The organism is Streptomyces sp. NPDC058646, assembly GCF_042716875.1.
In the GTDB taxonomy this organism is placed as follows: domain Bacteria; phylum Actinomycetota; class Actinomycetes; order Streptomycetales; family Streptomycetaceae; genus Streptomyces.
In genome coordinates, this window is the sequence record NZ_JBHXRK010000045.1 from 1 (window position 1) to 12,855 (window position 12,855).

Below are 12,855 nucleotides of genomic sequence, written 5' to 3' on the forward strand. Positions count from 1 at the left end.
GCCGCGTTGTCGGGGCACCCGAGTACGTCCAGTACGCGGGCGCCCCTCCGCCTTGCGATGCACGGCGCCGGACGCCGCGGGCCTGACCGGCGCCAATTCGACGACAGGGCCTAGGGCGGTGGTGTGGGGAAATCCTGTTGATGGAGGTAGTGCCCGCGCATGATCCTCCTGACATGGACCTTCCACAGCAGGTGATCGAACTGGACGGCTTGACGCTGCGCTGCTTCGACCCCGAGGCGGACCTTCCGGAGTTCTTCCGGGTCATCGAGGAGTCGCTGGAGCACCTGCGCCCGTGGATGCCCTGGGTCGCGGAGCACAGCCTGGCAAGGACCAGCGATTTCCTGGCCCGCCGCCGGGAGCTCTGGGCCAGAGGTGAGGTGTTCACCTACGCGATCGTGGTCGACGGTGCGATCGTCGGCGCCTGCCAGCTGTTCCGGTGCGGGGAGACCCCGCACAACGGCCGTGAGATCGGCTACTGGCTGCACCCTGCCGCCACCGGCCGTGGCCTGGCCACTCGGACCGCCCGTGCCCTGGTGGAACAAGCCTTCCTCCTCCCCGGCGTCGACTATGTCGAAGTCGTCCACGACCCGGCCAACCGCGCCAGCGGCGCCGTCCCGGCCCGCCTCGGGTTCACCGAACACCTCCGCCGCCCTGCCGAGCGCCTCGCCCCGGCCGGGACCGGCGAGGACCGGGTCTGGCGGCTGACCCGGCGTCAGGGGAACACCGTCACCGCCGCAGACGCACGGTGACAGTCCCGGTCGGGAGCCCGGATCGGTGGCGGGGGGCGCGCTGGCGCCGCACCGGCCGAAGGTCCGCGTACATCTGGTACGAGGGCTTCCGGCCGGCGCGCCGAGGACACGCACCGCCGTGACGCAGCCGCTGGCGGCGGGCGCTCCTTCGGAGCGGATCCCGGCACCGCCTAGCCGCCGATGTCCCGGCTCCGCAAGTCCGCCGGCGTCTCGCGCCGGACCAGGACGCGGGCCGAGCCCTCGTGGACCGCGATGACCGGGGGCCGGCCGACCATGTTGTAGCCGGACGCCATGGACAGCTGGTAGGCGCCCGCCACCGGTACGGCCAGCAGGTCGCCGGGGCGGACGTCCCCCGGCAGGTCCACGCCGGAGGCGAGGATGTCACCGGCCTCGCCGGGCCGGTAGGCGATGCCGTGGCCGCCGCTCATGCCCAGTTCGGGAAGGACCACCCCGTGTTCGTCGCGCACCCGGGCCGTCAGTTCCACCAAGCGCCGCAGCGCCACGAGGTACGGCTCCACGGCGGTGATCTGGGAGCCGATGTGGCAGTGCAGGCCGGTGAGTTCGAGCTGTGGCAGGCCCAGGATCCTGGCGACGGCCCGCTGGGCGTTCCCGTCGGTGGGGGATAGGCCGAACTTCTGGTCGTCCGTACCGGTGCGGATCTTGTCGTGCCCGCCGGCCGAGACGCCCGGTACGACGCGCACCATGACCTTCTGGTGCCCGTCGGGGCCGACCGCGGCAGCGATCCGGGCGATCTCGGACGGGCTGTCGATCACGATCCGCCCCACCCCGAGCCGCAGCGCGGTCGTGATGTCCCGGGGCGACTTGGCGTTGCCGTGCAGCACGATCCGCTCGGGCGGGAAGCCCGCGGTCATGGCGAGTTCCAGCTCCCCGGCGGAGCACACGTCGAGGCCCAGTCCCTCCTCCCGGACCCAGCGCACCATCGCGCGGGAGAGGAACGCCTTGGCCGCGTACAGCACTTCGGCGCCGGGAAAGGCGTCGCGGTAGGTGCGGCAGCGTGCGCGGACCTCGCCTTCGTCCAGTACGTAGGCCGGGGTGTCGAACCGCTCGGCCAGCTCGGCCAGGGACACCCCGCCGACGGCCAGGCCACCGTGCGGGAGCCGGACCGTGGACGCGGGCCACAGGGACAGGTCGTCGTCACCGGTACGGGGCGCGACCGCGGGGAGGACGGCGATGGTCATGGTGCGACTCCCTTCCGGACGGTCCGGGCAGAGGTCCCGGGCGCCGCGACCACCGGGGTGCCCACCGGTCCGGCGGCCGTCCTGGTGGCGGAAGGAGCGGTGAGGGTCGGGTCGACGGTCAGCAGCGGGGCGCCGAGCGGGCCGGCCATCGCGCGGAGCGCGGTCTCGGAGAGCCGGATCCACGGCTGCTCCGGACCGAGGGTCGCGGCCAGCCGCTCCGCCGTGGTGAAGCCGACGGCGGTACGCGCCCCCAGCGGGGTGCGGAACAGGCGTACCACCACCTGAGCGGCTCCCGGCCGGGCCGGTACGTACAGGGGACCGGCCGGGACCCGTTCTTCGGGCTCCGGGTCGTCGTCGTACCGGAACAAACACATGGGGCCCTCCCAGAGGAACCACGAGTGACAGGTGGGGCCCCGGATGCGGGGAGGCAGCCCGGGGCGCGACACCGAAGCTATCCCCGCGACCCCACCCCGCGGTCAGCCATGACGGGACCTTGACGGCGCCGGCCCGACTCCCTACGGATCCCTGACGGCAGGACCGGAGATCGTCAGGAGCACGTCATGAATTCCGGCGGCCGTGTCAGAAGCACATCAGATGTCCGCCGCACGCTCCGCCCAGGCCCTTTGATGGAGCCGAGGGACGGTACGGACCCGGAAGAGAGGAATGCGGTCGTGCGCAGAATCGTGGTCGGCGTGAGCGGAACCCCGGGAAGCCTGTCCGCACTCCACCGGGCTGCCGAGGAAGCCCGGCTGCGGGACGCGGAACTGTGGGCCGTGATGGCCTGGCAGGCTCCCGGCGGTGAACTCGCAAGCCGCAACTCCTGCGGCGTCCCGGCCCTGGCGGACTACCGCGCCGCCGCCGCGGAACGCCTGCGCGAGCTGCTCGACGGTGCCTTCGGCGCCGCGCACCCCGGCGTGACCCTCGCCGGCCTCACCGTACGGGCGACGCCCGGTGCAGCCCTCGTGGACACCGCCCGCCGCTCCGGGGACCTCCTGGTGGTGGGCACCGGCTCCCGCAGCCCGCTGCGCCGCCTCGTCCGCCCCTCGGTGGCCCGCTACTGCCTCGCCCACGCCGCCTGCCCCGTCCTGACGGTCCCGCCGTCACCCCTCCAGGCCGCCCTCGACGAGGTACACCGCCGCAACTTCTGGCGGGTGCCGCTGGACGTCCGCGAGCTGGCGCAATGAACCGGGTGGCGGATGGTCCGTGAAGGGACCGGATGTGCGCGGGCTGCCGGGCGGCCTGTCCAACACCTCCGGTCTCGGACTCACCAGGACGCCGGTCAGCCCCGAGCACCTCACCGCGGTCCGACCCGCACCCCCGGCCGGTCCGCGTTCCGGTCCGCGTGCCGGGCCGTGGCGCCTGCCGGTGCGCCGCGCCGCCCGGAACCGCCACTGCTGCCGGCACCGCTCACGCGAGGGGCAGGGCCTGCTCGGACCAGACGGTCTTGCCGCCCCTGGTGTAGCGGCTGCCCCAGCGGTGCGAGAGCTGGGCGACGATGTACAGGCCGCGACCGCCTTCCTCGGAGCTGGTCGCACGCCGCATCCTCGGCTGCGTGTTGCTGGAGTCCGAGACCTCGCACGTCAGCACGTCCGCCCGGATCAGCCGGAGCCGGACCGGGCCGCCGGCGTGGCGGATGGCGTTGGTGACCAGTTCGCTGACGATCAGCTCCGTGCTGAAGGCGAGCTCGTCGAGGTCCCAGGCGGTCAGCTGGGCCAGGACGAGATGGCGCGCGTCTCCGACGACCGCCGGGTCGGCGTCCAGCTGCCATGTCGCGACGGAGTCGGCATCCACCACCCGGGTACGGGCCAGCAGGAGGGTGACGTCGTCCTTCAGCCTGCCCGGCGGCAGCCCCTCCACGATGTCGTACCGGGCCTGGCGCAGCGGCCGGCCGAGCACGTCCGCGCGCAGCAGCCGGTCCGCCAGGTCGCGCATGCCCTGGTCGATGTCGCCCTCTCCGCGTTCGATCAGACCGTCGGTGTACAGGGCCAGGACGCTCCCCGGCGGCAGCTCGCGTTCGACCGGCTCGAAGGGCCAGCCGCCGACGCCCAGGGGCGGGCCCGGGCTCAGGTCGACGTACTCCACCGTCCCGTCCGGGCCGACCACCGCCGGAGGCGGGTGCCCGGCGCTCGCCATGACGCAGCTCCGGGTGACCGGGTCGTAGACGGCGTACAGGCAGGTGGCCCCGGCCGGTCCGCTGGGCACCGGCGGACCCGCGTCGGCGTCCTCCGGGTCGTCGCTCTCCGCCTCGGCGACCACCTGCAGGACCATGTCGTCCACGTGCGCCAGCAGTTCCTCGGGTTCCAGCTCCAGGTCCGCCATCGCGCGTACGGCGCTGCGCAGGCGTCCCATCATCGCCGTCGCGTGCAGTCCGTGACCGGCGACGTCCCCGACCACCAGGGCGACACGGGCCGACGACAGGGGGATGACGTCGAACCAGTCCCCGCCCACCCCGCTGTCCGCGTCGGCGGGCAGGTAGAGGCCGGCGGCTTCCAGGGCGGGCCGCTCCGAGGTGGCCGGCGGCAGGAGGCTGCGCTGCAGGCCCACGGCGGTGCGGCGTTCCTTGGTGTACCGCCGCGCATTGTCCACGGCGACGGCCGCGCGGGCGGCGACCTCCTCCAGGAGCGCCAGGTCGTCCCTTTCCAGCGGTGCAGCGTCCCCCGTGCGCCAGAGCGTGAGCCTGCCGAACCTGATGCCCCGCGCACACAGCGGCGCCGTCATCGCCGAATGCGCACCCGGGACGGCGGCGGCCCACTCCGGGCACGCGTCGTCCCCCGGCCCCGCGGACCCGAGCCCCTCGGACCCGGTTCCGGCCCCGTTTCCGGACCGGGTCCCCAGGCCGGTGATCAGCTCACCCCGGCACTCCCGCGTCCCGGGCCCGTCCCGGTGGGGCCCGCCCGGGGCGGCAGGGGCCGTGAAGTGGGCCGTACCGGTACGCAGTGCCTCCGCTTGCGGCCCGGCGACGGCCATCCGGAGCAGGGGCAGGTCGAGATGCCCGTCAGCGGCCGGTTCGCCGCCGGTCAGAACGGTCTCCACGAGATCCACCGCGGCACAGTCGCCGAACGTGGGCACCAGGACTCCGACCAGGTCCTCGGCCGTGCGCAGGACGGACAGCGAACCGCCCAGCGCTCCGGTCGCGCGGTACAGCAGGTCCAGGCGCCCGCGCGCCCGCTCGTGGTCGGTGACGTCGGTGAACACCGTCGCCACACCCATCGGACGTCCGTCGGGCTCCTGAAGCCGGAACGCCTGGACGGTCACGACCCGGCCGCCCCTCGGGTCGTCCAAGGTGCGTACGGTCGTGTTGAAACCGATCAGCGGGTTCCCGCTGCGCATGACCTCGCGCAGCCGCTCGTCGATGATCCGCGCGTCCTCGGCCCACAGGAAGTCGGCCAGGCGCCGGCCGCCCAGCTCGACGGGCACCCCGGTGTACGGCAGCAGGTGCGTGTTCGTCCGCAGCAGGCACAGGTCCGCGTCGAAGACGGCCAGGCCCACCCGGCCCTGCAGGAACAGTTCGTGGGTGAAGGCGTGGTCCTGCCGCCATCGGGCGACCAGCGCCAGGGGCGCGCCGAGTACCAGGCAGCGGCCCGCGTCCCCCGGCGCGCCGTCGTTCAGCGGGATGACGCGGAAACCGATCTCCAGCTCGCGTCCCGAGCCGTGCCGCAGCACGGCCCGGCCCTCCCAGCCTTCCCGCGCCCCCTTCCTGCCCCGGGCCAGGACCGCCTCCCAGCCGGCGGCGTCCGCCAGGAGGTCCCAGGCCGGCCGGCCGCACACGTCTGCGGCCAGGCGCTCCAGAAGGGCTTCGGCCGCGGGCGTCCAGCCGACGACCGTCCCCGCACCGTCCAGCAGCGCCGCGGCCGTGTTCGTGACGGCGAAGGGATAGTCGTCCTGGTTGCTCTCAGTGGCGCGCATGCGTGCCCATCTCGTCCGCCGGTCCCGCTGTCCTCATGCTGGTCGATGTCCGGAACGGGAGCCAGAGACGTTGCGCCATCCGGTACCGCGCCGGGCGTCACTCACAGTGTCTCGCGAGCACGCCCCGGACGGGCGGGGACGGCGCCCCGTAAGCGGGCGGCATCTCACCCACGGCCGGCGACCGGGGTGTACGGCATCGCGCCGACCGTGTCCGGAACCGTCCAGGAACGGTCCTGTGCGAAGGTCCGGAGCAGGTCCGCCGCGACGCTCACCGCGATCGTGGCGGGTTCCTTCCCGGTGATCCCGGGGATTCCGATCGGGGTCTTGATCCGGTCGACGGCGGCGGTGTCGTGGCCGCCCTCGGTGACCAGGCGCTGCCGGAACCTCGCCCATTTGGCCGCCGAGCCGATCAAGCCGATCGAGCCGAGACCGGCGGTGCGCAGGGCGGCGTCGCACAGCGCGGCGTCCTCGGCGTGGTCGTGGGTCATGATCAGGACGTGCGCGCCGGGCGGTAGCTCCGTGAGCACCTCCTCCGGGAGCAGCGGGGTGTGGTGCACGTGGAGGTGCGCCACCGCGTCCGCGAGCACCCCGAGCCGCTCGTCGGTGAGCATGTCGGAGCGGGTGTCGACCAGGTGCAGGTCGAGGTCGTGGCGCGCCAGGATGCGGGCCAGTTCCAGTCCGACGTGCCCGACGCCGAAGATCGCCACCGCCTGGACCACCGGGAGCGGTTCGAGCAGCACGCTGACGGCCCCGCCGCAGCACTGCACGCCGTGCCGGCCGGTGACCTTGTCGTTGAGGGCGAACTCCATCAGCTCCGCCTCCGGATCGGCCGTGCCGGTCAGCTCGCGCGCCCGGTCGACGGCGACGGCCTCGATGTTGCCGCCGCCGATCGACCCCCACGTCTCGGTCCGCCCCACGACGAGCTTGGCACCGGCCCGGCGGGGCGCGTGGCCGCGCACGGTCGCGACGGTCACGAGCACGCCGGGTTCCCGGCGTGCCCGCAACCGCGCGACCGCGGCCACCCAGCTCATGTCAGGCATGGCTCGGAGCGCTTGCGTCGGCGGGGACCCCGCTGCCGTCCGACGCGTCACCGCCGTGCCGCGCGCCGCCGCCACGGGCCGACTCGATCGCCCAGTACACCGCCTCGGGAGTCGCCGGGGAGGCGAGTTCCACGCTGACTCCGGCGGGCCCGAACGACGCGGCGGCCTGCCGCAGGGCCTCTCGTACGGAGAACGCCAGCATCAGCGGAGGCTCGCCCACCGCCTTGGACCCGTAGACCGCGCCCTCCTCGGTGGCGTTCTCCATCAGCCTCACGTTGAACTCCTCGGGCATCTCCGAGAAGCTCGGCAGCTTGTACGTGCTCGCGGCCTGGGTCAGCAGCCGGCCGCGCTGCGGCCCGTCACCGGCGTCCCACCGCAGGTCCTCCAGCGTCAGCCAGCCCGCGCCCTGAACGAAACCGCCCTCCACCTGACCGATGTCGATCATCGGGGAGAGGCTGTCACCGACGTCGTGCACGATGTCCACGCGCCGGATCCGGTACGCACCGGTGAAGCCGTCCACCTCCACCTCGGTCGCCGCGGCGCCGTAGGAGAAGTACTTGAACGGCGAGCCGTGGAAGGCCTTCGCGTCCCAGTGCAGGCCCTCGGTCCGGTAGAAACCGGCCGCGGACAGCTGGACCCGCTGGAAGTACGCGGTGCGCACCAGGTCGTCCCAGGCCAGCTCCTTGTCGTTGCCGAGGACGCGCGCGACACCCTCGACGATGCGCACGTCCGAGGCGTTCGCGCCCAGCTGGGTGCCGGCCACCTGCAGCAGCCGCTCGCGGATCTGCTCGCAGGCGTTCTTCACCGCGCCGCCGTTGAGGTCCGCTCCCGCACTGGCGGCGGTGGCAGAGGTGTTGGGCACCTTGTCCGTACGCGTCGGGGCCAGCCGCACCTTGTGCAGCGGAATGCCCAGCGTGGTCGCGGCCACCTGCAGCATCTTGGTGTGCAGGCCCTGTCCCATCTCGGTGCCGCCGTGGTTGATCAGGACCGAGCCGTCCTTGTAGACCAGCACCAGCGCGCCGGCCTGGTTGAAGGCGGTGAGGTTGAACGAGATCCCGAACTTGATCCCGGTGAGCGCGAGCGCCCGCTTGGTGTGCGGGTGCGCGGCGTTGAAGGCCGCGATCTCGCGCCCCCGTTCGGCGAGGCCCGCGTCCTCCTGGACCTGCTGCCAGACGGAGGAGATCCGTTCGGGGTGGAGGACCGGCTGCCCGTACGGCGTCGACTGGCCCTGCCGGTAGAAGTTGCGGGCGCGCAGCTCCATCGGATCCAGGCCGAGCAGCGGCGCGCACCGGCCCATGATGTCCTCGATCACCAGCATGCCCTGCGGTCCGCCGAAGCCGCGGAAGGCGGTGTTGGAGACCTTGTTGGTCCGGGCGATGCGTCCGGCGACCCGTGCGTGGGGGATCCAGTAGGTGTTGTCGATGTGGCACAGCGCGCGGGCCACCACAGGTTCGGACAGGTCCAGGCTCCAGCCGCCGTCCGCGGTCAGGGTGGCGTCCAGGGCCTGGATGCGGCCCTCGGTGTCGAAGCCGATCTTCCACGTGGCGTGGAACCCGTGGCGCTTGCCGGACATGGTCAGGTCCTGGGTCCGGTTGAGCCGCACCCGGACCGGCCGGCCGGTCAGCAGGGCGCCGAGCGCGGCGACGGCCGCGAACCCGTGCGGCTGCATCTCCTTGCCGCCGAAGCCTCCCCCCATCCGCAGGCACTGCACGGTCACCTCGTGGCTGTGCAGGCCGAGCACGTGCGCGACGATCTCCTGCGTCTCCGAGGGGTGCTGGGTGCTGCTCTGGACGAACACCTGCCCGTTCTCGTCGACGAGGGCCAGCGCCGCGTGCGTCTCGAGATAGAAGTGCTCCTGGTCGGAAAAGTGGAACTCGCCGGTGAACACGTGTGCGGAGTCGTCGAAGCCGGCGTCGACGTCGCCGGTCAGCATCACGGGCCGGGCGCCGTGGAAGCTCTCCGCCGCGATCGCCTCCTGCAGGGTGATCACGGAGGGCTTCTCGTCGAGTTCCACCTCGACGGCCGCCGCACCGAGCCGGGCCGCCTCCAGGGTCTCGGCGAGCACCCAGGCGACCGCGTGGCCGTGGAACATGACCGTGTCGGGGAACAGCGGTTCGTCGTGCTTCATCCCGGCATCGTTGACACCGGGTACGTCGGCACCGGTCAGCACGCGGACCACACCGGGCACGGCGAGCGCGGGCCCGGTGCGCAGCGCCGTGATCGTGCCGTGGGCCTTCATGACCTGGACCGGGTAGGCGTGCAGGACGTCCTTGGTGCGGTGGACCAGGTCGTCGGTGTAGAGCGCGGCGCCGGTGACGTGCAGGTTTGCGCTCTCGTGCGGCATCGGCAAGCCGACGACCGGCTTCTCGGGGCGTTCGGACAGGTGACTCATGACGACACCGCCTCGGTGGTTCGCGCGTACAGCTTGAGCAGGCTCTGGCCGAGCATCGCGGAGCGGTAGCCGGCGCTGGCACGGTGGTCGTCCATCGGCGTGCCCTGGGCGCGCAGCACCCGGGCCGCGGCCTCGACGGTCTCCGCCGCCCACGGCTCGCCCTCCAGGGCCGCCTCGGTGGCCAGGGCGCGGATCGGGGTGGCGGCCACGCCGCCCAGGCCGATGCGTGCCTTGCGGACGACGCCGTCCTGGATGTCGAGCGCGAAGGCGACCGCCACGCTGGAGATGTCGTCGAAGCGCCGCTTGGCGATCTTGTGGAAGGCGGTGACCGGCGACAGCGGCAGCGGGACCCGCACCGCGCGGATCAGCTCGCCGGGACGGCGCACGCTCTGCCGGTAGCCGGTGAAGTAGTCGCAGAGGGGGACCTCCCGCTCGCCGTCGGCGCCGGCGAGCACCACCGACGCCTCCAGGGCGAGGAGCACCGGGGGGCTGTCACCGATGGGGGACCCGGTCCCCAGGTTGCCGCCGAGGGTGGCACTGTTGCGGATGAGCCGGGATGCGAACTGCGGGAACAGCTCCGCCAGCAGCGGGACGCTGCCGTCGAGGCGGCGTTCGATCTCGGTGAGCGTCTGCGCCGCCCCGATCACGATGTGGTCGGATGCGACCCGCAGTTCCCGCAGTTCGGGCAGCCGGTCCACGGCGACCACGCAACGCGCGCGACGGGCACGGATGTTCACCTCCACGCCCCAGTCGGTGCTCCCGGCGACCACCACCGCCTCGGGGCGCCCACGCAGCAGCTGCAGCGCGTCGGCCAGGGTGCCGGGCCGCAGGAACTCGCTGTCGTCCTGGGCGTATCGGGTGGCCGCCGGTGCGGGCGGTGCCTGCTCGCGACGCTGCGCCAGGGGGTCGTTCCCGGCGGGCGTGCCGACGGCGAACGCGGCATCGCGGATCGGGCGGTAGCCGGTGCAGCGGCACAGGTTGCCGCTCAGCGCGTGCAGATCGAAACCGTTCGGACCGTGCTCGGCGTCGGCGCGGCCGGCCGGGACCGGGGCGGCGTGTGCGCTCCCCTCCGCGTCCGCGTCCTCGTCCGGGTCCGAGGCCGCATCGGCCTGTGCGCAGCGTTCGGGCCGGTAGTACTCGGAGGCCATGCTGCAGATGAACCCCGGTGTGCAGTAACCGCATTGGGAGCCGCCGCGGACGGCCATCTCCTCCTGTACGGGGTGCAGCACGGGGGCCGCGCCGGACGCGCCGGCGGTGGCGAGGCCTTCGGAGGTGATGACCTCCTGGCCGTCGAGCGCCGCGACCGGGACCAGGCAGGCGTTGACCGCCACCCAGTCCGTGGGCTTGCTCACCCCGGGCCGGGCCACCAGGACCGAACAGGCGCCGCATTCACCCTCGGCGCAGCCCTCCTTGGTGCCGGTGAGGCCCCGCTCGCGCAGGAAGTCCAGCGCCGTGGTGTGGGGCGTGGCCGGTGCGATCGGTGTTTCCTTCCCGTTGACCGTGATCCGCGCCGCTACCACGGCACGTCCTCGTTCCGGGGCGGGGTCGAGCTGATGGTCCTAGTCGCCATTTCAGGTGCTTTCTCTTCCAGTGGCGCAGCCCGATGACGCGGAGCGCACCACATCGGCACGCAGCGAGGTGCCGTGGGCGGTGACATGAAGGGGGAAGGTACCGGCGCCACACATCGGGCACGCCGGGAAGGGGGCCGTTCAGCAGCCGTGTGCTACACGACCCGGGGCCCAGGCGACCTGGTGGGCGAGGCGGAGCATCGCGGAGATGGTCGACATCCGGCTTCGCCTCCTTCCAGTAGCCCTCGGGTGGGTGCGCCCGAAGTTACGTTGCCTCAGGTTCGCCGGTCAAGCCTGTGCCGGTCGATTCCACGAAGGGAGACGACTCGTGTCCTCCTCCGGTGGCCGAAGGCGTCGTTTGGGCGTGGCCGCCGCGGGCTTCGCCGCGGGCGGCGGGGTGCAGGCGGAGTACCCGGCGGCGCCTCGGGGGAGGGGGTGGCGAAGGTGGGCGCGTCTCGGCGTTGGTGGGTGAGGACCTCCATGAGGGTGGAGGCGATCTCGGCGCCGTTCAGGCGGACGCCCTGTTCGTCGCGGCAGGCGGTCCAGGCGGTGGTGAGGTGCTCCCGGGCCCGCTCGCGGCACTCGGCCACGAGGCCGGTGCACAGGTTCCACTGGTCCACGATCGCCCGGGCGTTGCGCCGAGGGCCCGCGGGGGGCTGGAAGGACCGCAGGAGGTCGGCCCCATCGGACGAGACCGCGACGACGCACTCGCCGGTCCGGCCGGACCGGGCCGCGGGCGCCCGCGCCGCCTCCCGGGCCCGCGATCCGATGCGGGAGTGCCAGGGTGCGAGCCGGCTCGCGCTGGTCGGCGACACCGCGGGGAGGGCGTCGCGGTAGCGGGTGCGTACCGGGGGAGCGCTGGAGGCGGCGACGGGGACGTCCTGGACGCCGGTGTGGATGCGGGCGGCCTACGCCGACGGGGACGGCCCCGCCGGCGGCTGCTCAGCCCGCTGAACCGACCGCAAGAGGAGCAGCGCACCGCGGCGGTCGGCGGGCCGGCGCGGTGACGGCGGGTCAGGGGTGTCCGCCGGCCTCGTCGAGCGCCGCCAGGCCGTCCTGCCAGCGGGCGCGCCGCTGCGCGGCGTCCTGCTCCCACCACGGGGTGCCGCGTTCGCCGAGGGCCACCTTGGCGGTGTGGACGCGGCGCCTTGCTTCGCGCTCCGCCTGCTCGTCGTGGCTGCGCAGGGCGGCGGCGACGGCACGCCGGGCCGACATCAAGTGGGAGCGCAGACGCGCCGAGACCTCGTCCGGGAGGTCGGGGTCGGTGGCCCGCCAGCGCCTCCCGTCGATGAGGACGTAGTGTCCGTCAGGGGTGCGGGCCGGCGGCGGATTTCGTGTCACGCGGCATGCTGTGCCCCGGGGCGGCCGCCGTCAATCACGGCTCCCCCGTACGCCGTGCGTTCGGGACACCGCGCCCTCAGCCACGCCTGAACCCGGCCCCTCAGCCCAGGGGGTGCCGGCCCCGGTCCGGCAGGGCCGTCGCATCCTCGATCAGGCCGGCGAGGCGGCCGTCGTCAGGCGGGGAGAAGGCCTGGTCCCCTTCCCGCACCGTGTGGCGGGCGGGAGCCGGGACGACGTGGGCGGCGAGAGCGCAGACCGCGCCGATGGCCACCGACGCCCCCAGGTGTCCGATGTGGATGCCGGCGGTCCGCAGGATGCGCAAGCACCCTCCCCAGTCGCCGATGGCCTGCCGTGGCGGTAGGCCTCGTCCAGCAGGAGCAGGACGTGGGGTCCGGATCCCCGGGCTCGGGGGTGTCGGCCTTCGCGTCGCGGGCGCCCCGGGCTTCGGCGGCCACGTCAGGCACCCCGGCGAGGAGCAGGGCGCCGAAAGCGATCGAGCGGGCGGCGGCGAAGGTGCGCTGGACGGCGACCGGAAGCTCCCCGGACCCCAGGACGCCGCCGGTCGGGGCGATCACCAGGGGGACCGTGCCGGCCTTCAGGACGGCGTCACGTACGGTACGGACGCCCTGCAGGCCGGTGTCGGCAGGCACGGCGGGGCGC

General features: G+C 73.6%; 10 protein-coding genes. 2 read left to right on the forward strand and 8 right to left on the reverse strand.

Annotation, left to right across the window (positions count from 1 at the left end):
• The first annotated feature begins 173 nt into the window (after positions 1-173).
• A complete protein-coding gene (locus ACFWUZ_RS33890; RefSeq protein ID WP_384381582.1) occupies positions 174-749 on the forward strand; it encodes a GNAT family N-acetyltransferase in 576 nt (191 codons plus the stop codon).
• Positions 750-919: 170 nt separating this feature from the next.
• On the opposite strand, the gene ACFWUZ_RS33895 is transcribed toward ACFWUZ_RS33890, so the two are convergent.
• Both ACFWUZ_RS33895 and ACFWUZ_RS33900 read right to left on the reverse strand, forming a co-directional pair.
• A complete protein-coding gene (locus tag ACFWUZ_RS33895) occupies positions 920-1,948 on the reverse strand; it encodes a diaminopimelate decarboxylase family protein (protein WP_384381584.1) in 1,029 nt (342 codons plus the stop codon).
• Positions 1,945-2,322 carry an SAV_915 family protein gene (locus ACFWUZ_RS33900; RefSeq protein WP_384381585.1) on the reverse strand — a complete coding sequence of 126 codons (378 nt, stop codon included), beginning with the start codon at positions 2,320-2,322 and terminating at the stop codon, positions 1,945-1,947. Before ACFWUZ_RS33900 ends, ACFWUZ_RS33895 begins: the two co-directional genes overlap by 4 nt.
• 297 nt (positions 2,323-2,619) lie before the next feature.
• Here ACFWUZ_RS33900 and ACFWUZ_RS33905 point away from each other — a divergent pair, with 297 nt between their 5' ends.
• Positions 2,620-3,132 carry a universal stress protein gene (locus tag ACFWUZ_RS33905; protein ID WP_384381587.1) on the forward strand — a complete coding sequence of 171 codons (513 nt, stop codon included), beginning with the start codon at positions 2,620-2,622 and terminating at the stop codon, positions 3,130-3,132.
• Between the two features lie 223 nt (positions 3,133-3,355).
• On the opposite strand, the gene ACFWUZ_RS33910 is transcribed toward ACFWUZ_RS33905, so the two are convergent.
• The 6 genes from ACFWUZ_RS33910 to ACFWUZ_RS33935 all read right to left on the reverse strand — a co-directional run bounded on the left by ACFWUZ_RS33910 (position 3,356) and on the right by ACFWUZ_RS33935 (position 12,517).
• Positions 3,356-5,854 (reverse strand): SpoIIE family protein phosphatase, encoded by a 2,499-nt coding sequence (locus tag ACFWUZ_RS33910; protein WP_384381589.1) that lies wholly within the window; start codon positions 5,852-5,854, stop codon positions 3,356-3,358.
• Between the two features lie 164 nt (positions 5,855-6,018).
• The gene (xdhC, locus tag ACFWUZ_RS33915) at positions 6,019-6,885 is read right to left on the reverse strand and encodes a xanthine dehydrogenase accessory protein XdhC (RefSeq protein ID WP_384381624.1); all 867 of its coding nucleotides are present in this window, start codon (positions 6,883-6,885) and stop codon (positions 6,019-6,021) included.
• 1 nt (position 6,886) lies between these two features.
• Positions 6,887-9,286 carry a xanthine dehydrogenase molybdopterin binding subunit gene (gene xdhB / locus ACFWUZ_RS33920; protein WP_384381591.1) on the reverse strand — a complete coding sequence of 800 codons (2,400 nt, stop codon included), beginning with the start codon at positions 9,284-9,286 and terminating at the stop codon, positions 6,887-6,889.
• Positions 9,283-10,806 (reverse strand): xanthine dehydrogenase small subunit, encoded by a 1,524-nt coding sequence (locus ACFWUZ_RS33925; protein ID WP_384381593.1) that lies wholly within the window; start codon positions 10,804-10,806, stop codon positions 9,283-9,285. The genes xdhB and ACFWUZ_RS33925 overlap by 4 nt, the downstream gene beginning before the upstream one ends.
• 1,062 nt (positions 10,807-11,868) lie before the next feature.
• Positions 11,869-12,195: a hypothetical protein gene (locus ACFWUZ_RS33930; RefSeq protein WP_384381595.1), complete on the reverse strand. Its 327-nt coding sequence runs from the start codon at positions 12,193-12,195 to the stop codon at positions 11,869-11,871.
• 100 nt (positions 12,196-12,295) lie between these two features.
• On the reverse strand, positions 12,296-12,517 hold the full coding sequence (locus tag ACFWUZ_RS33935) for a hypothetical protein (protein ID WP_384381597.1): 222 nt from the start codon (positions 12,515-12,517) through the stop codon (positions 12,296-12,298).
• Positions 12,518-12,855 lie beyond the last annotated feature (338 nt).

Coding starts and splice junctions, on each gene's coding strand:
- ACFWUZ_RS33890 (WP_384381582.1), top strand. CDS start 174: ATGGACCTTCCACAGCAGGTGATCGAACTGGACGGCTTGACGCTGCGC.
- xdhB (WP_384381591.1), bottom strand. CDS start 9,286: ATGAGTCACCTGTCCGAACGCCCCGAGAAGCCGGTCGTCGGCTTGCCG.
- ACFWUZ_RS33900 (WP_384381585.1), bottom strand. CDS start 2,322: ATGTGTTTGTTCCGGTACGACGACGACCCGGAGCCCGAAGAACGGGTC.
- ACFWUZ_RS33910 (WP_384381589.1), bottom strand. CDS start 5,854: ATGCGCGCCACTGAGAGCAACCAGGACGACTATCCCTTCGCCGTCACG.
- xdhC (WP_384381624.1), bottom strand. CDS start 6,885: ATGAGCTGGGTGGCCGCGGTCGCGCGGTTGCGGGCACGCCGGGAACCC.
- ACFWUZ_RS33895 (WP_384381584.1), bottom strand. CDS start 1,948: ATGACCATCGCCGTCCTCCCCGCGGTCGCGCCCCGTACCGGTGACGAC.